Below are 19,941 nucleotides of genomic sequence, written 5' to 3'. Positions count from 1 at the left end.
AAGTACTATAATTGAACTTACGCAATGATGATTTCTTATAAAAAATATTTTTCCGGACTACTGATGGCAGGAACGCTGGTGTTCAGCGGTTGCCAGAAGGAAGCCTTTGTGGAAACGAACATTAACCCGGAAGGGTTAACGAGTGTTCCGCCTGCCAACCAGTTTCTGAACGCAACAATCTCACTGCATGGTCAGGATTTTGAAGCGTATTACGATCTGTACCAGCGTATCATGCCGTGGATGCAATATTCGACGGGTGTAAATGGGAACGGGCAGAACTTTACGCAGGTATACGACAACTTCTCGCAGCGCTACGGCCGGTTATACAACGGGGTTGGTAACACGCTGGTTGATGTAGAAAAGCTGGTTGGTAACCTGGCCGCTGAAGAACAGCCTCGCTACGTACACATGATCCGGATTGCCCGGATTCTGAAGGCGTATTACACCTTCTACGTGAGTGATATTTACGGCAGCATTCCATATACCGAAGCTTTCCAGGCTCGTTATGGTGGTACGCTGACGCCGAAGTATGACCCGCAGCAAACCATCTTTGCTACGCTTGATAGTGAACTGAAAGAAGCAATTACGGTCCTGAAAACACCTCAAACGGCGTCACAGGTTGCCCTTGGTTCGAACGATCAGTATTACGCAGGCAATACGCAGCAGTGGGTTAAAGCCGCAAATGCGTTGCGGTTAAAAATCGCGATGCGGTTGGCTAAACGGGATCAGGCTACGATGAAAGCAATTGCTACCGAAGTATTGAGTTCGCCAGCGACTGATCTGATGAGCAGCAATACGGATGGTTGGGTGTTTGTTACGCCTGCCAGCTTTACGGGCGGCAGTGATGCCAACTGGAACCCCGCTAACTTACGAGCCGGAAAACCACTGGTCGATTTCATGTGGGATACGCAGGACCCCCGGTTAGATGCGTACTTTACGCCTAACAGTTATTCGCAGGCTAACATTGATCTGCTGATTTCGGGTGGTCAATTACCCGCTGGCACGAAAGAGTCGCGTCGTTATCTGGGTGGATTTACAAGCCCGGATGCCGCTCGGACTGCCCAGAACGTTCAGCGCTATTATAGCCCTCGTTACCTGACCCTGAATGGTAGCCGTACCGCAATCGATACATTGTCGTACATTCAGCCTCGTTTGTTTCAGGCAGGTTACGCTGATGCTGCCGGTACCGCTGGAACGGGCCGTAACTACTTCCCGGTGATTACCTACGCTGATTTCTGCTACATGCGGGCCGAGCTAGCTGCACAGGCTGTTACGAGTGAAAGCGCGAAAACCTGGTACGAAACGGGCGTAACGGCTTCGTTGGATTGGTACGATGCAGTTGCTCAGGGAGCCCAGTTGACGAATTATACGCCAATGACAGCTACCGAGAAAACGGCTTACCTGTCGAACGCGAAAGTCGCTTTCAACGCAGCAAAAGCAATGGATCTGATTGCCAGCCAGGAATACATTCACTTCCTGCGTCAGCCGTCGGAAGGTTGGGCCACCTGGAAACGGACGGGTATTCCTAACCCATCTTCGACGTTGCCGCTACCAGCGCTGATCTCAAACGGAGCCACGCTGACCGTACCACGTCGTGCACCGCTGGGTATTCCGAACGTCAACGATCCGAACTACGCAAACCGCAAAGCCGCTCTGGATGAAATGGCTAAAGAAAGCGGTTTTGGTACTGATCCGCAGGATGCTACCGGTCGTGTGTGGTGGGATCGTCCGTAGGTGTAATTACCTAATCGGAATAGAAATTTCCTGAATTTTATGTAACTTTATGTCCAACCCGCCAGGCCGGCGGGTTGGCTTTTTTTTGACTAGTTATGAAGCAGTGCCTTGCGCACCTGATTTGGTTAAGTTGGTTTCTGATCGCTCAGAGTGGCTACGCGCAGAAACCAACCTTCTACAAGGATGTCCAGCCGTTAATTCACGCTAAGTGCGCAGTTTGCCACCGTCCGGGCGAAGCGGCACCCTTTTCACTCATCACCTACGAAGACGTAACCAAGCGGGCAAAATTCATCCGGAAGGTTGTAACGACGGGCTATATGCCGCCCTGGCGCGCTGATGATCATTACGTGGCCTTTGCCAACAAACGTAGCCTGAGCCCGGAGCAGATCAAAACACTTACCGACTGGATCGACGCCGAGATGCCAAAAGGGAAAGCCAATACCGACGCCGAGAAAGCATTGCTGGCCCGGGCCGATGCGGGTACGGGCTACCACCGCGTACCCGATCTGACCCTGAAAATGACGCAGCCGTTTAAGCTGGTTGGCGATGGTGTCGAACGATTTATGGTCTTTAAAATTCCGTTTGAACTGGCTCAGGAAGCGAACGTAGAAGCGATTGAGTTCACCTCGACGGATAAGAAAGCTATCCACCACGCCAATTTTGCCATTCACCCGGTTGATGATCCGTCGATTGATCTGAACAACACTGTCTCGCAGGTCAACCTAAACGGCGAAGACGCGTCGCGGTATCGGGAGTGGATGCCTTATAAGAAGCAGATGACCTATTACGGCGGCTGGATTCCCGGCACTACCGTCGACACGTATCCAACGGATATGGGCTGGGTGATGCCCAAACGGGGCGTCATGCTGCTGACGGTTCATTTCGGACCCGCAGCCAAAGACATCGAGAACCTGAGTGGCGTCAATTTTTTCTTTACCAAGAAACCTATCCGACGAACGGTGAAGGTGATCAGCTTAGGGTCGGGCGGCATTGGTGAGAAAGAGCTTACTCCTCCGTTGCTGGTCTTTGGGGGCGACAGCCTAACCACTCGACTCCGCATTGCCTACCGAAATCAGCCTATTACGTTGTTGTACGCCTGGCCGCACATGCACCAGATTGGCAAACGGTTTACCGCTTTCGCGACATTACCCAACGCCGATACTTTGCCACTGGTACGAATTCCGGAATGGGATTTTCGGTGGCAGGAACTTTACCGGTATCAGAAACCCGTCGTGCTGCCGACAGGGGCGGTTATCAACGTGGTGGGCACGTACGACAATACGGAAGGAAATCTGCAAAATCCAAACAAACCCCCCAAACTGATTACCTCCGATGGGCAGATGCGTAGCGATCAGGAAATGCTGACGCTGCTGTTGCTGTACGTAGCTTATGAACCCGGCGACGAAAATCTTCGGCTTGATTAACGCACTATGTGGACATCCCAGACATTGCTGGCTGCGGTCTGCTTTCTGGCAGGCGTACTCTGGCCCGATACTAGTTCAGACCCGGCTCCGCTGTTTACGCTGTTGTCGCCCGACGAAACAAATGTTCGTTTCGTCAATAGCCTGACGGAAACCGATTCGTTAAATATTTTTCGGTACGAATACTTGTACAATGGCAATGGTGTTGGCGTTGGTGATTTCAACGGCGACGGTCAGCCGGATCTATTTTTTTCGGGCAATACGGTTCCGCATAAACTTTACCTGAACAAAGCTGACCGGGCGACAGGCCGTTGGCATTTTGACGATGTAACTGAGCGGGCGGGCGTTGCGGGCAATGGAACCTGGGCAACGGGCGTGAGCGTAGCCGATGTGAATGGTGATGGCCGATTGGATGTGTACGTTTGCCACTCGGGAAAATACCCTGCCGCAAAATTGGTGAACGAACTGTTCATCAACGAAGGCGTGACTGACGGGGTACCCCGGTTTCGGGAGCGTGCTAAGGAGTTCGGCCTCGATCTGCCCGGTACGCAATCGACCCAGTCCGCTTTCTTTGATTACGACCGCGACGGTGATCTGGACGTTTTTGTTCTTAATCACTCTAACCATACCTACAACCCATTTCTGAACACGCGCAAGATCCGGGCGACGCCGGATATGCGATTTGGAAACCGGCTATTGCGAAATGATGCCAACCAATTTACGGATGTAACACTAGCGGAGGGTATTGTCAATAACCCGCTTAACTTTGGACTTGGCGTGGGCGTAAGCGATCTCAACGGCGACGGCTGGCCCGATCTGTACACGACCAGCGATTATACCGAGCAGGATTGTCTGTATCTGAACCAGCACGATGGGGCCGGACACCATACCGGCTTTAAAGAGTCGCTGCGAACGGCAATGACGCATACGTCCAAGTTCTCGATGGGTTGTGATCTGGCCGATTACAACAATGACACGCTGCCAGACGTAGTCACGCTTGATATGTTGCCGGAAGACAATCACCGGCAGAAGATGCTTAAAGGCCCGGATGAGTACGACTCGTACCAGATGCTGATTGACAGCGGCTATTTTCGGCAGCAGATGCGAAATATGCTTCAACTGAATCGGGGAAGTGATAGCCGTCAGCAGGTGCGGTTCAGTGAGATTGGACAGATGGCGGGTGTGGCATCAACCGATTGGTCGTGGTCGGCGTTGCTGGCGGATCTGGACAACGATGGCTGGAAAGACCTATTCGTGACCAACGGCTACCTGCGCGATTTCACGGACCTGGATTTTATGAAATACACCGTTGCCGAAGCGAAGCTGGAAGAAGCCGCCAAAGGCAACCTGAATTTTCAGACTGTCGATCTGGTTCGGAAAATGCCCTCAAATCGACCGACCAATTACGCTTTTCGCAATAACCGCGATTTAACCTTTAGCAATCAATCGGCCAACTGGGGCTTGACGATACCCGCCGTGTCGGGGGCTGCGGCTTACGCAGATTTCGACGGTGATGGCGACCTGGATCTAATCGTTTGCAAGCAAAACGAACCGGTTGCTCTTTATCGGAACAACGCCGAGAAAAACCGTTCGGAAGCGCATTTCTTACGGATTCGATTACAGGGAAAAGGAGCCAATACGCAAGCGGTAGGTGCCCGAATCGTGCTCGAAACAACCGACGGGCGCCAGTTGCAGGAGGCTTATCCAGTGCGGGGTTACCAGGCGTCGGTTGAACCAACGATCCATTTTGGATTGGGTAAACAAGCAACCGTACGTCGCCTGACGGTTTATTGGCCGGACGGGCAGCAAAGTCAGTTGACGAATGTACCCGCTGACCAGACCCTTACGCTGGGACAGGCCGACGCCAGTCCGGCTCGTTCTTTCAACAATTCAGAAACGGCCCTGTTCAGGCCGTTGGTAATGAATCAGTTGTTGCCCTACAAACACCGCGAAAATGATTTTATTGATTTCAAGGTCGAGGTGCTGATTCCTTATGAACTGTCGCGTCTGGGGCCTGCATTAGCCAAAGCCGACGTGAACGCAGATGGTCTGGAGGATATTTTTCTAGGTGGAGCCGTTGGACAGAGCGGTGAACTATGGCTTCAACAAACCAGCGGAACGTTCAAGCGGGCGGATGGGCAACCCTGGCAGGCCGATGCCGCTAGTGAGGATGTCAACGCCCTCTTTTTCGACGCGGATAAAGATGGTGATGCGGATTTATACGTAGCCAGTGGGGGGAATGAGTACGAAGAGGGTTCACCCGAATACCAGGATCGACTCTACTTGAACGATGGCAAAAGTGGTTTTACCCGCGCCATGCAGGCTTTGCCACCGATGCGAAGCAGTAAGCTGGCGGTTGCGGCTGCTGACATGGACGGCGATGGTGATCTGGATTTGTTTGTCGGCGGACGCGGCAAGCCAGGTTCGTTTCCGTTGCCTTCCCCAAGTTATTTGCTGCGGAATGATACACCCGCTGGCGGAGCCGCGCAATTTACCGATGTTACCGATCAGCAAGCTCCTGGATTGCGAACGATTGGTATGGTACAGGCCGCTGTCTGGACCGATCTACACAATGATAAGTTTCCAGAGCTGATTCTGGCGGGAGATTGGATGGCAGTACGTTTGTTCGACAATCAGAATGGCAAACTGTCCGACAATTCAGCTTCGGCTGGACTGGCTGATACCGAAGGCATGTGGGCCAGTCTGCTGGCGGCTGACGTTGATGGGGATGGCGACACCGATCTTATTGCGGGCAATGCCGGATTGAACAATTTGTTTCGTGCCGATGCCAAGCAACCCATGCAGATTACCGCTTCCGATATTGACAACGACGGAGTGGTTGACCCACTCTGGACGTACTACATTCAAGGAAAAGCCTATCCTGTAGCTTCCCGCGATGAGTTACTTGATCAGGTGGTGCCGTTGCGGAAGAAGTTTACCCGGTATCGCCAATACGCGGACGCTACCGTACCTGACATTCTCACACCGAAGCAACTGGGTCAGGCAACGATTGTATCGGTCAAGCAACTGGCTTCGGGCGTTTTCGTGAATACGGGGAACGGGAAATTTCAGTTTGAACCATTGCCAACAGAAGCGCAATTATCGAGGGGGAGTGCGTTGCTATGGGAAGATCTGGATGCCGACGGCAAAAAAGATTTGCTGGTAGCCGGGAATTTCTATCCGTACCGCGTGCAGTTCGGGCCTTGCTCGGCCAGCTTTGGCTGTTTGCTACGGGGGGATGGCCGGGGGAAGTTTCAGCCCGTTGCGCCCCGGCAGGCGGGTATCTGGGCGGGGGGCGATGTGCGGCAGGTGGTTAGCGTTCGGTCGGCAGCGGGTCGCCAGCGATTGCTATTCACTGTCAACGATGGGCCCTTAGTTGGTTTTGAACGATGAAAAAACTGTTCTTATTTCTTACGGCGGGGCTCTTGATGAGCCTGAAAGCGCCAACCCCAGGACCGTCGGTGGTGAAAGAGGTACGCTGGTTGCATTCAGCGCAACAACTGCTGACCAATGTCATTGTGGCCGATGTGTTTTCGCCCCCGGTAGCCTCTCGTATTTACGCTTACGCCCACATTGCTGCCTACGAAACGCTGGTATCCTTTCCGCACAGTGATTATCGCTCGTTGGCTGGACAGATTCGGTCGATGCCCGGATTGACGCTTAAACCAGATGCTGCCTGTGATCCGGCGCTAGCCGCCACCGAAGCTTTTTTGCGGACAGGGCGCGGGATGATCTTCTCTGAAAATACCTTTGACGAGGGCACCGCTCGTCTTTGGGCGCAGGTAAAAGCAGCGGGCTACTCGGAACAGACCATACAGGCGTCGAAAGCGTACGGCGAGCAGGTCGCGCAGCACATTATGGGATGGTCCAAAGAAGACAATTACCGGCAGACTCGTTCGCTCCGGCGGTATGCACCCACAAAGAAGACGGGTGCGTGGGCACCTACCCCGCCCGGCTACATGGCTGCCGTGGAACCCTACTGGGGACGAATAAAACCCTTTACACTCGACTCCGCCAACCAGTGCCGAACGGTGGGGCCGCCGTCTTTCAGCACGAGTGAGAAAAGCCCCTTCCGGGAGTCGGCGCGGGAGGTCTACGAAGCAGTTAAAAACATGACTCCCGAGCAGCGACTGATTGCCAGCTATTGGGATTGTAATCCGTTCTTTCTGAATACTCAGGGACACTTGAATTTTGCCAGTAAAAAACTGTCGCCGGGTGGTCACTGGCTATCCATTGCTGGACAGGTTGCGCGCCAGACCAAAGCGGATCTGATGAAAACAAGCGCTGCCTATACGCTAACCGCCATTGCTTTATACGACAGCTTTATTGGCTGCTGGTACGAAAAATACCAATACAACGTCATTCGGCCCGAAACGTACATCAACGCTCATCTGGACGAAAGCTGGCGACCGCTGCTGCAAACGCCACCCTTTCCAGAGTATCCCAGTGGCCATAGCGTTGTATCGACGGCTTCGGCGGTTGTTCTGTCGCAGGTTTTTGGCAAGCAAGTTTCCTTTGTCGATAGTACTGAGATGGCGTATGGCTTACCGTCTCGCAAGTTTCGCTCCTTCAATCAGGCGGCTGAGGAAGCCGCAATTAGTCGCTTGTACGGCGGCATTCATTACCGGGAAGCCATAACCAACGGGCAGGTGATGGGCAAAGCAGTCGGTGAGCAGGTTTTGCAAAAAATAACGCTTCGTTCGGCTCGTTTAAGTCAGAAGCCCTGATCGTTCTGAGTGCGTTCGTGGCGGTCCGTCTTTTTCATCTCGTGTTGACGCCCGTAGATGTAGCGCAGCGTAATTCCAAAGCCCCAGCCGCTACCGTCCGCCGTGATCGTAGTGTGCTCCGTCGAACGGTTGTTGACGGTGTAGGTCAAATCCGATTTGAGCGCGTTGCCCAGCCCCCAGTATTTTCGTACGTAGCCGCCTAACTCTAAAGACGGTGATAGCCGGGCTGCGTAGTCAAGGCCCAGTTCGGCGATACCCGTAATGCTTTTAAAAACAGCCGTTGTGTTACTTAGGCGGATTGTATCGACCCGGTTGCGGCTGCCGTAGCTGTAACCAATCAGTTTGAAATCGCCGGTCTGGCTGTTTCCGTTGGGCGTGAGCCAGGCTCCTCCGGTAACCCAGAAACCAGTGCCATTCGCTGCCTGCTTTCCCGAACCAAGACGACGTTTTAGGCGTATGGGTACCCCGTAGCCATTGTTGAGGTAGTTGAAAACAAGCGGCTCTGGATTACTGGCAATGGTGATGTTCAAGTGAGTCGGTGCGCGGGTATAGCCTGCTTCGAGGCTCCAGGCATTGCGGTAGGTATAACCAACCAGTACACTCCAGACTACTTTCGTCGGCGTGGAGTTGCTGACCAGGCCGCCAAATGAATTACTCGACCGGCTAATATCGCTGCGCAAGCCACCTTCGGCGCTCACGTACCAGCTTTGAACCTCATTGAGTTGATTCAATAATGTCTGTTGCGCCCGGTTACTTTCTCTGACTTCTCGGCTGCTGGTGTTGTCATCGGGGTCTTCCTTGAGCAATCGTTGGCGTACTACGGGCGGGGGGGCGTAATAGCTGGTATCAATCACGACTTCCTGAGCCTGTGCCGACAACATTAAGCTGACAAAAAAGACAAGAAGCGAGATGTTTCTCATAGTACGCTGGGTAGGTATTACTAGGCTAAGTACGCAGATTATACTGTCGGCGTTGCCGATATGGCTGATTGGCTGGTATAAGCAGCTATACTTACTTAACCGGTTCGCTGGTTCTAAAAACAGGACTCCTCCCGTGAACAAAGCGTTGGATAGAACGTTACGGTTGGTTGTAAAATTTGAATACCGGTTCGCTAATGGTCTTGCCCGTATCTGACAAAACAAAGGCAATGGTTTCACTGATAGCATCCGGGCTAACCCACGTCGCAGGATCTGCGTCGGGCATGGCTTTCCGGTTGGTGGGCGTATCAAGGGTGCCGGGGACAATCACCGTTGCCGAAATGTGTTTGCCGTTTCCGTGCGCGTTGATCAGGTTGGCTAACGCAAAAACAAGGGATTTGCTCAGCGAATAAGCGACCAGGTTTTGACCCATCTCAGGCTCTAGTGCCGGATGAGCACCGATCAACACAAACTGGCCACCGCCCTGCGCTTCGAATGTTGCCAGCAACGGTTTTACCATCGCAAAGGCGGTGACGAAGTTGAGTTGGTACATGGTCGTCAACGCGTCAATATCGGTGTCTTGAATACTACCAGCCGTAAAACCACCCACCAGTAAAGCCGCAGCATCAATGGGCTTACCGGCTATTTTGTCCAGAAAATCTGACACACTGCCTGCATCCAACAGATCGACTACGTAGCTTTCGACGTTGGGAAGGTGATTAAATAGGTCCAGATTCCTGGCTGAACCCAGCGTAGCAATAACGTGATAGCCTTTCTGGTGTAGTACTTCGACGAGGCTGGTACCCAGATTGCCCGAAGCGCCGGTTATTAGGATTGATTTCATACGGTCAGAGGAGTAAAGTTGATAGGTGAGTTCGCGAATGGAGTGCGTTTAACGATAATTTTACGGATACCAAGCTACTACTTTTTAGATAATCTACCGGTTAATCAATTGGTAAGTGGTTGTCGAAAACCGGTTGTTAGAGTTGGCAATTCCTTGTTTTTCAATAAATAGCTTGCGTGACGGTCGTAAAAAAGGCAGTTCACCCGACTCTTTCTGTCTCGCTTGAACAGATAGCGGTCGTTGTTGTTCATTATACATTGTCCATTATCCATTAGCTTTGTTACATGGCAAACTACAAGAATGAGGGATTTAATCCCGAAGAGATAAACGCACTGAAAGAAGAGTGCCGGCAGGAAGGTAAATCGTTCATCTACGTGGAAGACGACGATCTTGATGTGCTGGAATCTGGCGAATGCGTTCATATTCAGTTTCCAGGTAGCTATCAGGGACAGGAAGTAGTCTTTGATGCCTTGGTATACACACTTCGGCTCCATCATAGCAGTCTGGTTTATGAAATGGCCGTTGAACAGGTACAGAAAACGTATCCGGAGTACGTCCCACCCGAAGATCGGACTCCAAACTATAAAATCGCTCCCGAGCTGGAAGAGGAAGCCGAAACGGCTCTGACAGAAATTATCGAGGAAATCGAAGAAACAGAAACCGTTAAGGTGCAGGAACACGTTGAAGTTGACACGGAATTTGACTACGGTATTAGTCTGGACGTGTGCCTGAACGTAGAAGAAATTAACGACGAGGTCGTTGAAAACTTCGTTCAGAATTTCAAGGCAAACTCCTTACACCTGGACAATACGCTGTATTCATTCATGAGTGATGGTGAAGATAATTAGGTAATACGGTCCGTCGTTAGTCATAACCAATCGGTTGTGGCTAACGACTGTTCACCGACGACTAGCAACGAACAAGGAATGACTACTTTTTCGGGCACCAATACCTACGTCGCCACCCGCGAACTTAGTACCGCCGTTAATGCGGCTATCCAGCTCCAGAAACCCCTTCTGATTAAGGGCGAACCGGGTACGGGCAAGACGTTGCTGGCTTATGAAATTGCGCAGTCGTTGGGAATGCCGCTTTACACCTGGCACGTTAAATCGACTACCTCGGCTCAGCAGGGGCTGTATGAATACGACGCTGTTTCCCGATTGCGGGATTCGCAGCTTGGTAGCGGTAGTGAAGGGACGGACCGCATCAATAACATCGAAGCCTACATCAAAAAAGGAAAGCTTTGGGATGCTTTCGAATCCGACGAACAGGCTGTTTTGCTCATCGACGAGATCGACAAGGCCGATATTGAATTTCCCAATGATTTGCTTCAGGAACTCGACCGGATGGAGTTCTATTGCTACGAGCTGAAGCGGACAATCTGCGCCCGACACCGGCCCGTGGTCATTATTACGTCCAACAACGAAAAAGAACTGCCCGATGCCTTTCTGCGTCGGTGCTTTTTCCATTTTATCCGCTTTCCGGATTCGGACACGATGCAGCAGATCGTTACGGTTCATTTTCCCCATCTGGCCCAGGAACTGGTAGCGAAAGCTATGTCGGTTTTTTATACTATCCGCGACGTGAAAGCGCTTAAAAAGAAACCATCGACAAGTGAGCTGATCGACTGGATACGATTGTTGCTGGTTGCTGGCGTAACGCACGACGATTTGAACGATCTGGACACGCTGAATGAATTGCCACCTTACCTGGGTGCATTGCTCAAGAATGAACAGGATACCGATCTGATGACTGCCCTCCGTAAAAAAGGAGGCCGACCGTATTAAGAGCGAACAGAGTAGATCACAAAATCACGTTGCTCTCCACTAGTTATGTTTCTCGATTTCTTTCTGCTGTTGCGTCAACACGCGTTGCCCGTCACGTTGCCCGAATACCTGACGTTGTTGTCGGCTCTGCGGAGTAATGTCGGCAGTACGACTATAGAGGGCTTTTACTACCTGAGCAAAACGACCCTAATCAAGCACGAACAGCATCTGGATTTATTTGATCGACTGTTTGGCGAATACGTGACGGGTAAGCAATCGGAACAGGTAACTAGTTTACCGGAAGTGCCACCTGACTGGCTGACCAATACGCTGGAAAATAGACTGACACGCGAGGAGTGGGAGGCCATCGAAGCCGAAGGGGGTTTGGACGCCCTCTGGCAGCAATTTCGGGAGTTGCTCGATGAACAGGATGAGCGACACGAAGGAGGGAACCGCTGGATTGGGACGGGCGGGTCTTCGTCATTTGGCAACAGCGGCATCATCAGTTCGCCGGAAGGGTTCAACCTGAATCCGGGAGATAAGGAGCCATCAACGGGAAGCCGGCGGGCAACAAAAATTTGGGAAGACCGAGCCTACAAAAACCTCGACGACAACGTTGAGCTGAACACGCGTAACCTGAAAATGGCCCTTCGTCGGTTGCGCATCCTCACCCGTGAGGGAGCTAACGACGAACTCGACATCAATGGAACGATTGACAGCATAAGCCGCAACGCCGGTTTGCTGGATATTCGACTACAGCCTTCGCGCCGGAATCAGGTAAAAGTATTGATGCTTTTCGACGTGGGCGGCTCAATGGACGAGCACATCGACTTGTGTTCACAGTTGTTTTCGGCGGCTCGCTACCAATTTAAACATCTGGAGTTTCTGTACTTTCATAACTGCATTTACGAAACCTTGTGGAAAGACAACCAGCGCCGTCGCGACCGGGTGCCAACCTGGGAGGTGCTGCATAAGTATACTAAAGATTACAAAGTGATTTTTGTGGGCGACGCGGCTATGTCGCCCTACGAGATTACATCAGTCAAGGGAAGCATCGAGCATTATAACGAAGAGGCTGGTCTTGTCTGGCTTGATCGTTTTAAAACTCAGTATCCACATCTGGTCTGGCTCAATCCCAGCATAGCCGATTATTGGAAATACACCCAGAGCACGAAGCTTATTCGCGCGTGGTCGGGCAACCGGATGTTTCCGCTAACCCTGAACGGGCTGGAACAGGCCATGAAAAGCCTGAAAAATCCGAAGGTGGTCTACAAGTCGTAGCGACGCTTGTTGCAACGTCAAACCGACAGAATGTGTATTTTTGCTTCCATGCATTTATTCTATCAGCCTGAACCCGTTTCCTACCTGACCGAAGACGATTCTCGCCATGCTATTAAAACGTTACGACTAGGAGTTGGCGATGCGATTGCCGTAACGGACGGACACGGAAATCGGTATTCCGCCGTTATTACCCAGGCCGACAATCGACGCTGTTCGTATCGGATCATCGACACCCAATCGACGCCATCACGTCCGTTCTCCGTTCAAATCTGTGTTGCTCCGACAAAAAATAGCGACCGGATCGAGTGGTTTATTGAAAAAGCGGTTGAGATTGGTATTGAACAAATTACCTTTTTTTTCGGTAGCCATTCCGAACGGCGCGTGTTGAAGTTGGAGCGGTTAGAGAAGATTGCCATTGCGGCTATGAAGCAGTCGCTCCAGTCTCATCTGCCGCAACTCGACGAAGCCGTTTCGTTTGGGGAAATGCTAAAAACGTTAAGCGATTCGTCCGTAGGGGACAAGCAGCGGTTTATTGCGCATTTACCCGACGATGAACCCGTTGATCATTTGGCTAAAGCCGCTACGACCGGAGGGCATTACGTCGTTTTGGTCGGACCCGAAGGTGATTTTTCAGAACAGGAAATTAAACAGGCCAAGGATGCCGGTTTTCAGATGGTGACGCTCGGCGCGAATCGCCTGCGCACCGAAACGGCAGCCCTAACGGCTTGTCAGGTATTAAACTTTATAAATGTATGAAGAAGCTACTGCTGACGTTAATTCTCCTCCAGGCAACGCTGTCGGTGACGGTTGCCCAGTATGCTTATAAAATTGCCAAACTGAAGTATAACGGCGGGGGCGACTGGTACGCCAACAAGACCTCGATGCCAAACCTGATTAAGTTCGCCAATGCCAACCTACGGATGAACATCTTTCCCGAAGAAGACATTGTGGAGCCCGGCAGCCCCGACATTTTTGGGTATCCGTTTATCCACATGACGGGACACGGGAACGTATCGTTTAGCGAGGCTGATGTGCAAAATATGCGTCGCTATCTGACGGCGGGCGGTTTTTTGCATATTGACGACAACTACGGCCTGGATAAGTTTATTCGGCGGGAGATGAAAAAAGTGTTTCCCGAACTTTCGTTTGTCGAATTGCCTTTTAACCATCCCGTCTATCAGCAAAAGTTTAAGTTCGCTGCTGGATTGCCGAAAGTGCACGAACATGATGGTAAAGCTCCTCAGGGGTTTGGGTTGATTTACCAGGGGCGTTTGGTGTGCTTTTACAGCTACGAATGCGATTTGGGGAACGGTTGGGAAGACCAAAGCGTTTACAATGATCCCGAGCCTATGCGGCAGCAGGCCTTGCGCATGGGCGCTAATCTGTTGCAGTATGCTACTACGACAAATTGATCTGATTTGGCAAAGCCGATAAATGGACAAATCCCATTTAGACTGTTTTCAAATAATTTAAAGTATTATTTGGAGAAGGCAACCCAAAACGGATTAAATTTCGTTAGTTTTGTAGGAGTATTTTTATGTTACTCGGTTGTTCACCTTTTAAACAGTCAATATTGTGATTGTACTGGCCGCATTCCTCGGACATTGGTATCTGTCCCTGTTTTGCCAAACATTTTTCTTACACCGTTACTCGGCCCATAAAATGTTCGCGATGAGCAAGTTTTGGGAGCGGTTTTTCTACCTGTTAACGTACGTATCGCAAGGGTCATCTTACCTGAGCCCACGCGCTTATGCCGTGTTGCACCGGATGCACCATGCCTATAGCGACACGCCAAAAGATCCTCATTCTCCCCATCACACGAAGAACGTATTCACGATGATGTGGCAGACGAAAAATATTTACAACGCCGTTTTGCACCGCAAGCAAGCCATCGAGCGGCAGTTCGACCGGAATTATCCAGAATGGAATTTTATCGAGAAAGTTGGTGATTCGTGGGTTTCCCGGGCTGGCTGGGGCGTTCTGTACAGCCTGTTTTACATTTTCGCCTTCATTTACCTGGACATGCACTGGGCGTTCTTCTTCCTGTTACCAGTTCACTTCGTCATGGGGCCTGTACACGGTGCAATCATCAACTGGAGCGGTCACAAATACGGTTATTCGAACTTCGATAACCATGATCAATCAAAAAATTCGCTGATTCTGGACGTGGTTATGATGGGCGAACTGTTTCAGAACAACCACCACAAACGCCCTAACGCGGCTAACTTCGGTGCTAAATGGTTTGAATTCGATCCTACCTACCCGGTAATTGGAATTCTGCATAAGCTTCACATTGTTCGGTTGAGACCTTCTGCCGAAGCCAAGAAAGCCCAGCACGAAGTCGGTCACGATCGTCTCGTTGATGAAAAAGTAGAAGCGTAGTTTCATCAGGTGTCAATAACAGAAAAGCCCCAACTTGGGGCTTTTTGTTTTGGTTGTAAATCGGTTTGCGGGGTGGTGTCAGTTACGAATAACCGACACCACCCCGCAAACCGATTTACAACAATATTTTGGCTATTTCTTGCCACGACTTCACGCGCCGAAACTGCTGGTCATCGCGGTTGTGAAGTGCGTCGAACAATAACCCTTCACCCTGAAAGGTACGTAGATTACGTGGTAGATCGTCGATCAGAAAATCGGTATTCAACACGCTTTTGTCACCCAAGAAAATATAATTATGCCAGGAAATAGCCGGGAAGTGTTCCTGAAGCCAGTCCCATTTTTCGCGTAGTGAATTAGGAAACTCCTGGGCCGCCGAGGCAACAAAAACGTCGTACTTTTCCATCAGATCGGCAATGACATCCTGCGCACCTTCCATAACCGGAATATCGCGGAAGAAACCTACTTCATAGACGCGCTCGGAGATGGCTTTGTATTCGTTTTCGTCGAACAGTTCATGGAACGATTTTTCCTTTAGCTCTTCCAGTGTGTAGCGGGGCATGTCGCCTTCCAGATAAAGCTTGATGAACTTAGCGTGGGTATCGGCCATGACATCGTCCATGTCAATCGCAATGCGTTGTTTCATACTCGTAGTGAACCGCACGGGCGGTTGGCTATAATCGCTGATTAGAGTTTACGGTTTACGTCAAATTGTTCCAGGTAATCGGCCACGCGCCGGACGAACTGTCCGCCCAAGGACCCATCGACGACACGGTGATCGTACGAGTGCGATAGGAACATCAGCTGCCGAATACCAATAAAATCGCCCTGTGGCGTTTCGATCACAGCGGGTTTTTTCACGATAGCTCCGAAAGCCATGATGGCTACCTGCGGCTGCACGATGATCGGTGTTCCCATGAGGTTGCCGAATGTACCGATGTTTGAGATGGTGTAGGTTCCTCCGGCCAGATCGTCGGCGGTTAATTTATTCTCGCGGGCGCGTTTGGTCAGATCATTTACTTTCTTGGTTAATCCTACCAGGTTATACTGTTCCGCATCGTGAATGACCGGTACAATCAGATTTCCGTTAGGTAGTGCCACCGCCATACCAACGTTGACCGGCTTTTTGACGAGGATCGTATCCCCTTCCACCGAAACATTGATCATCGGAAAGTCCTTGATCGCTTTGACAATCGCTTCGACCAGGATAGGGGTATAGGTCAGGTTTTCACCGTACTGCTGCTTGAACTGATCTTTCACGCGGTTCCGCCATTCGACAACGGGCGTAAGATCGGCCTCAACGAACGAACTAACGTGGGGAGAAATCTGCTTTGATTCCACCATCCGCTGAGCGATCATTTTACGCATCCGATCCATCTGGATAATGTCGTTCTGGCCATTAACGGAGCCATGCGCATTACCGTTGATAGGCGTTGCTGATCCTGATGCAGCGGGTTGGGGTTTCGGCGCTTCTGGTTGTGGCTTGGCGGGCTGAGCAGCCGGAGCTGGTTGCGACACTCTACCTTCAGCCCGGTCGATTACATAAGCCAGAATATCCTTTTTCGTAACCCGGTTTTCGAGACCTGATCCGGGAATCCGGTCGAGTTCATCGCGCGAAACACCTTCTTCCTTGGCAATGTTCAGTACCAGTGGGGAGTAGAAACGGTCAGGAAATGCCGTCTGCGTGCCCGCCAACGCCGTGGCCGAAGCGGCAACCGCTTTGTCGGGATTGGCGGGGCGGCTGCTCATGGCCGCGATACTGGTTTCTAGCTCCCGCGCAGATTCCGATACCTCGGACTGATCGTTGTTTTCAATATCGTCGGGAACGTTGGCTACATCACCGATCCCTTCAGGCGTTTGATTCGGTGGAAGTGGAGGGGTGCCCTCCGCTGACGGCTGGTTTTCCTCAATGTCGGTTTCAATACGGGCAATCGGCGCACCAACGGCTACCACGTCGCCGTCTTTAACAAGTAGTTCTTTCAGGATTCCATTTTCGGGTGCTGGTACTTCGGTGTCCACCTTATCCGTGGCTACTTCCAGCACGGATTCGTCGGCGTCAATACGGTCGCCTGGCTGTTTAAGCCACCCAATAACCGTACACTCCATTATACTTTCGCCCATTTTGGGCATTACCATGTCAATTAGTGCCATGTTTATAGGAGTTAGAGGGTAGGAGCTGGCAGCGAAAAACGGGGAAGGAAAATTCCCAAACGCAGCGCATTCACCAGGCTCGTCCTACTTTCTGTTTTACAGCGTCAATAATTCTTCCCGCAGCATATTAAGTACATACGTGGAGGTCAATTGAATATTTTGATCGCGGTACTGACCGAGCTTGAGCAACCGGGCAACGGTGCGTTCATCGGTCGAGCAGGCGATCCAGATCGTGCCGACGGGTTTGTCAGGTGTTCCACCGTCAGGCCCGGCGATTCCGCTGGTGGCAATGCCGACATTGGTTCCTAACGCTTTACGGACACCTTCGGCCATCTGCCGAACCGTCTCCTCACTGACCGCGCCGAACTGATCCAGCGTTTCAGGAGTAACGCCCAACTGGTTCACCTTGACGATGTTGCTGTAGCTGACAACGCTTCCCCAGAAGTACGCCGACGAGCCGGGTATTTTCGTGATCTGGGACGATACATAGCCACCGGTACAGCTTTCTGCAATGCTAAGTGTAAGACCTTTCTCGCTTAATAGCCGGCCAACGACCGTTTCAAGTTCGTCATTATCGAAGCCAAATACGTTCTTTTCGATCAATGGAAGTACTTTTTCTACCTGTTCGGCCAATTGCTGGTCGAGTATTGCTTCGTCGTTACCCGTCGTGGTCAGCCGTAGTTTAACACCGCCAAAGCTGGGCAGGTACGCCAGTTTGATCGGGTCGGGCAGTGCGTCTTCCCAGGCTTCAATGCGTTCCGCCAAGAATGATTCGCCAATGCCAACCGTCCGAATCATTTTGTGCTTGATCACCGGCCTGTTGAAATGCCCGCGTAACTTGGGAAGGATTCGATTCGTCATCAAATGTTTCATCTCGAACGGAACGCCCGGCAACGAAACGTATACCCGGCCTTCGTGTTCGAACCACATACCGGGAGCCGTACCCCAGTCATTCTGCATATAAACAGCGTTGGCTGGTAGGTCCGCCTGGCCCCGGTTGAGGTCTGTCATTTCGCGGCCTCGCTTGACGAAGAAACTCGTTACCAGCGCCAGGGCCTCTTCATTGCGCACCATACCTACGCCAAAGTACGTGCACAAGGTTTTCTTGGTAATGTCGTCTTTGGTCGGTCCCAGTCCTCCGGTCAGGATAATCACGTCGGCGCGTTGGTGCGCTTCGTGAAGAACGTCCAGAATGACATTGGCCTGATCGCCAACGGACGATTTGCGAACGACGCGGATGCCGATGTTTGTTAGTTCGGTTCCCAGCCAGGCCGTATTGGTGTCGGTAATTTGTCCGAAGAGTATTTCGTCGCCGATGGTGATCACTTCGGCACGGATCGTGTTGGTCATAAGAAATGCAACCCGAAGGTCGTCATAAAGTTTGAAGCGATTCGTTATTAAACCTTCGCTTCTGGCAGCGGTCAAAAGTACGAAAAAACGATTTAGGGGCGTTGGCCGTTATTAAACCGCAACCTAATTTATCAATGATGAAAAAAAGTGTGCTTACCGCTACATTGCTGGCGACACTGCTTAGTACAACCAGCTTCGCTCAGGACTCCACCCGTCAGAAGTCATCCGGTGGGGGCATTTTTGGTAAGATTCTCGATGCTGTTACGCAGCCCTCTGCCGGAACAGCGGGAGGGTTGACAAACAGCGATATTGCTTCCGGGCTTAAAGAGGCACTTCGTATTGGTGTAACGAATGGCTCCACGCAGGCATCGCAGGTAGATGGTTACTTTAAGAATCCTTTATTAAAGATTGCTTTTCCACCCGAAGCGCAAAAAGTAGCGACGAAACTTCGTCAGATTGGTCTTAACAAACAGGTCGATCAGTTTGAGTTATCGTTGAACCGAGCTGCTGAGGATGCTGCTAAAAAAGCTGCTCCCGTGTTCGTTAAAGCGATCACATCCATGAGTATTCAGGATGCAGTGGGTATTTTGAGGGGGTCAAACGACGCGGCTACGCAATACCTGCGCCGTACATCAGGACAACAACTCGTCATGCAGTTTACGCCCATTATTGACAGCACCCTAAAGAAAAACAACGCAACGCGCTATTACAGCGATCTCGTCAATACGTACAACAAACTGCCATTCGTGCAAAAAGCGAATCCGAACCTAACGGAATACGCTACCAACAAAGCGGTTGACGGTTTATTTATTCTTGTCGCGCAGGAAGAATCAAAAATTCGCGAAAATCCGGCGGCACGGGTCACGGATCTGCTCAAACGAGTATTCAGCAAACAGTAAAAGCCAATTGTTACGAAGGTATATGAAGCCGCTAAGTCCCGCCAAACGAAACTTAGCGGCTTCACGTGGTTTTAGCCCATGTAGGAATCGTTGTTTAGATACTCCAGCTTATTGTTCCAGACCAGCGCGATCTGGGTAGCCCGCTGTCGGACCTGCTCGGCGGTTTCGCCCGTGAAGTTCTCGGTCAGCGTGGCCGAAAACAACGATAACCAACGCTCGAAATGGTCCATGGTGAGCGTATGCTGCTGATTGATGATCAGATGGGGTCGGAACGGATGACCGTGGTAGGTGTTGTTTCCTAAAATCAAATTCTCCCAAAAGGCGTACATTTTGGGTAAGTGTTTCGACCAGTCAACCTGGGCTACATCGGTAAAGACGGGGCCAATGAGTGGATCAGCCTGTACTTTTTCGTAAAAAGAATCGACCAGAAAACGAACATCTTCCGGCGAATTCAGAGTTCTTGTTGGCATGA

The 19,941-nt window shown here is 51.2% G+C and carries 17 protein-coding genes; 11 read left to right on the top strand and 6 right to left on the bottom strand.

Going from position 1 to position 19,941, the window contains the following annotated elements:
• Window positions 1-24 precede the first annotated feature (24 nt).
• The 4 genes from M0L20_RS21805 to M0L20_RS21790 all read left to right on the top strand — a co-directional run bounded on the left by M0L20_RS21805 (window position 25) and on the right by M0L20_RS21790 (window position 7,882).
• Window positions 25-1,734: a SusD/RagB family nutrient-binding outer membrane lipoprotein gene (locus M0L20_RS21805; protein ID WP_248479016.1), complete on the top strand. Its 1,710-nt coding sequence runs from the start codon at window positions 25-27 to the stop codon at window positions 1,732-1,734.
• A gap of 95 nt (window positions 1,735-1,829) precedes the next feature.
• On the top strand, window positions 1,830-3,158 hold the full coding sequence (locus M0L20_RS21800) for a c-type cytochrome (protein WP_248479014.1): 1,329 nt from the start codon (window positions 1,830-1,832) through the stop codon (window positions 3,156-3,158).
• A gap of 6 nt (window positions 3,159-3,164) precedes the next feature.
• On the top strand, window positions 3,165-6,548 hold the full coding sequence (locus M0L20_RS21795; RefSeq protein WP_248479013.1) for a VCBS repeat-containing protein: 3,384 nt from the start codon (window positions 3,165-3,167) through the stop codon (window positions 6,546-6,548).
• Complete coding sequence (locus tag M0L20_RS21790) at window positions 6,545-7,882, top strand: vanadium-dependent haloperoxidase (protein ID WP_248479012.1); 1,338 nt, start codon at window positions 6,545-6,547, stop codon at window positions 7,880-7,882. The genes M0L20_RS21795 and M0L20_RS21790 overlap by 4 nt, the downstream gene beginning before the upstream one ends.
• On the opposite strand, the gene M0L20_RS21785 is transcribed toward M0L20_RS21790, so the two are convergent.
• Both M0L20_RS21785 and M0L20_RS21780 read right to left on the bottom strand, forming a co-directional pair.
• Window positions 7,870-8,802, bottom strand: coding sequence for a hypothetical protein (locus M0L20_RS21785; RefSeq protein ID WP_248479011.1), 933 nt, complete (start codon window positions 8,800-8,802; stop codon window positions 7,870-7,872). The two genes, M0L20_RS21790 and M0L20_RS21785, sit on opposite strands and share 13 nt — an antisense overlap.
• 157 nt (window positions 8,803-8,959) lie before the next feature.
• Complete coding sequence (locus tag M0L20_RS21780; protein WP_248479010.1) at window positions 8,960-9,643, bottom strand: SDR family NAD(P)-dependent oxidoreductase; 684 nt, start codon at window positions 9,641-9,643, stop codon at window positions 8,960-8,962.
• Window positions 9,644-9,927: 284 nt separating this feature from the next.
• Between M0L20_RS21780 and M0L20_RS21775 the strand changes: the two genes are divergently transcribed.
• The 6 genes from M0L20_RS21775 to M0L20_RS21750 all read left to right on the top strand — a co-directional run bounded on the left by M0L20_RS21775 (window position 9,928) and on the right by M0L20_RS21750 (window position 15,072).
• A complete protein-coding gene (locus M0L20_RS21775) occupies window positions 9,928-10,491 on the top strand; it encodes a hypothetical protein (RefSeq protein ID WP_232558708.1) in 564 nt (187 codons plus the stop codon).
• 78 nt (window positions 10,492-10,569) lie between these two features.
• Window positions 10,570-11,430 (top strand): AAA family ATPase, encoded by an 861-nt coding sequence (locus M0L20_RS21770; RefSeq protein ID WP_232558707.1) that lies wholly within the window; start codon window positions 10,570-10,572, stop codon window positions 11,428-11,430.
• Window positions 11,431-11,475: 45 nt separating this feature from the next.
• Window positions 11,476-12,690 (top strand): vWA domain-containing protein, encoded by a 1,215-nt coding sequence (locus M0L20_RS21765; RefSeq protein ID WP_248479009.1) that lies wholly within the window; start codon window positions 11,476-11,478, stop codon window positions 12,688-12,690.
• A 48-nt stretch (window positions 12,691-12,738) separates the two neighbouring features.
• Window positions 12,739-13,446 (top strand): 16S rRNA (uracil(1498)-N(3))-methyltransferase, encoded by a 708-nt coding sequence (locus M0L20_RS21760; protein WP_248479008.1) that lies wholly within the window; start codon window positions 12,739-12,741, stop codon window positions 13,444-13,446.
• Entirely contained in the window at window positions 13,443-14,102 is a 660-nt protein-coding gene (locus M0L20_RS21755; RefSeq protein WP_248479007.1) for a DUF4159 domain-containing protein, read from the top strand. The genes M0L20_RS21760 and M0L20_RS21755 overlap by 4 nt, the downstream gene beginning before the upstream one ends.
• A gap of 163 nt (window positions 14,103-14,265) precedes the next feature.
• Window positions 14,266-15,072: an acyl-CoA desaturase gene (locus M0L20_RS21750; protein WP_248479005.1), complete on the top strand. Its 807-nt coding sequence runs from the start codon at window positions 14,266-14,268 to the stop codon at window positions 15,070-15,072.
• A gap of 115 nt (window positions 15,073-15,187) precedes the next feature.
• Here the strand turns inward: M0L20_RS21750 and M0L20_RS21745 are convergent, their stop codons facing one another.
• The 3 genes from M0L20_RS21745 to M0L20_RS21735 all read right to left on the bottom strand — a co-directional run bounded on the left by M0L20_RS21745 (window position 15,188) and on the right by M0L20_RS21735 (window position 18,570).
• Complete coding sequence (locus M0L20_RS21745) at window positions 15,188-15,715, bottom strand: 5' nucleotidase, NT5C type (protein ID WP_248479004.1); 528 nt, start codon at window positions 15,713-15,715, stop codon at window positions 15,188-15,190.
• A 41-nt stretch (window positions 15,716-15,756) separates the two neighbouring features.
• Window positions 15,757-17,220: a dihydrolipoamide acetyltransferase family protein gene (locus tag M0L20_RS21740; RefSeq protein WP_248479003.1), complete on the bottom strand. Its 1,464-nt coding sequence runs from the start codon at window positions 17,218-17,220 to the stop codon at window positions 15,757-15,759.
• Window positions 17,221-17,316: 96 nt separating this feature from the next.
• Window positions 17,317-18,570 carry a competence/damage-inducible protein A gene (locus M0L20_RS21735; protein WP_248479002.1) on the bottom strand — a complete coding sequence of 418 codons (1,254 nt, stop codon included), beginning with the start codon at window positions 18,568-18,570 and terminating at the stop codon, window positions 17,317-17,319.
• Between the two features lie 134 nt (window positions 18,571-18,704).
• Between M0L20_RS21735 and M0L20_RS21730 the strand changes: the two genes are divergently transcribed.
• On the top strand, window positions 18,705-19,469 hold the full coding sequence (locus tag M0L20_RS21730) for a DUF4197 domain-containing protein (RefSeq protein WP_232558699.1): 765 nt from the start codon (window positions 18,705-18,707) through the stop codon (window positions 19,467-19,469).
• 71 nt (window positions 19,470-19,540) lie between these two features.
• Here M0L20_RS21730 and M0L20_RS21725 read toward each other — a convergent pair whose 3' ends face one another.
• Window positions 19,541-19,939: a group III truncated hemoglobin gene (locus M0L20_RS21725; RefSeq protein ID WP_232558698.1), complete on the bottom strand. Its 399-nt coding sequence runs from the start codon at window positions 19,937-19,939 to the stop codon at window positions 19,541-19,543.
• Window positions 19,940-19,941: the final 2 nt, after the last annotated feature.

This window comes from Spirosoma liriopis (assembly GCF_023196085.1).
GTDB classification, from domain to species: Bacteria; Bacteroidota; Bacteroidia; order Cytophagales; family Spirosomataceae; genus Spirosoma; species Spirosoma oryzicola.
The sequence above is the reverse complement of the archived record's forward strand: the minus strand, read 5'-3'. Positions and strand labels throughout refer to the sequence as shown.

Excerpts from the sequence above, each read along its gene's own strand:
- M0L20_RS21805 (WP_248479016.1), top strand. The coding sequence starts at position 25 with ATGATGATTTCTTATAAAAAATATTTTTCCGGACTACTGATGGCAGGA.
- M0L20_RS21800 (WP_248479014.1), top strand. The coding sequence starts at position 1,830 with ATGAAGCAGTGCCTTGCGCACCTGATTTGGTTAAGTTGGTTTCTGATC.
- M0L20_RS21795 (WP_248479013.1), top strand. The coding sequence starts at position 3,165 with ATGTGGACATCCCAGACATTGCTGGCTGCGGTCTGCTTTCTGGCAGGC.
- M0L20_RS21790 (WP_248479012.1), top strand. The coding sequence starts at position 6,545 with ATGAAAAAACTGTTCTTATTTCTTACGGCGGGGCTCTTGATGAGCCTG.
- M0L20_RS21785 (WP_248479011.1), bottom strand. The coding sequence starts at position 8,802 with ATGAGAAACATCTCGCTTCTTGTCTTTTTTGTCAGCTTAATGTTGTCG.
- M0L20_RS21780 (WP_248479010.1), bottom strand. The coding sequence starts at position 9,643 with ATGAAATCAATCCTAATAACCGGCGCTTCGGGCAATCTGGGTACCAGC.
- M0L20_RS21775 (WP_232558708.1), top strand. The coding sequence starts at position 9,928 with ATGGCAAACTACAAGAATGAGGGATTTAATCCCGAAGAGATAAACGCA.
- M0L20_RS21770 (WP_232558707.1), top strand. The coding sequence starts at position 10,570 with ATGACTACTTTTTCGGGCACCAATACCTACGTCGCCACCCGCGAACTT.
- M0L20_RS21765 (WP_248479009.1), top strand. The coding sequence starts at position 11,476 with ATGTTTCTCGATTTCTTTCTGCTGTTGCGTCAACACGCGTTGCCCGTC.
- M0L20_RS21760 (WP_248479008.1), top strand. The coding sequence starts at position 12,739 with ATGCATTTATTCTATCAGCCTGAACCCGTTTCCTACCTGACCGAAGAC.
- M0L20_RS21755 (WP_248479007.1), top strand. The coding sequence starts at position 13,443 with ATGAAGAAGCTACTGCTGACGTTAATTCTCCTCCAGGCAACGCTGTCG.
- M0L20_RS21745 (WP_248479004.1), bottom strand. The coding sequence starts at position 15,715 with ATGAAACAACGCATTGCGATTGACATGGACGATGTCATGGCCGATACC.
- M0L20_RS21740 (WP_248479003.1), bottom strand. The coding sequence starts at position 17,220 with ATGGCACTAATTGACATGGTAATGCCCAAAATGGGCGAAAGTATAATG.
- M0L20_RS21735 (WP_248479002.1), bottom strand. The coding sequence starts at position 18,570 with ATGACCAACACGATCCGTGCCGAAGTGATCACCATCGGCGACGAAATA.
- M0L20_RS21730 (WP_232558699.1), top strand. The coding sequence starts at position 18,705 with ATGATGAAAAAAAGTGTGCTTACCGCTACATTGCTGGCGACACTGCTT.
- M0L20_RS21725 (WP_232558698.1), bottom strand. The coding sequence starts at position 19,939 with ATGCCAACAAGAACTCTGAATTCGCCGGAAGATGTTCGTTTTCTGGTC.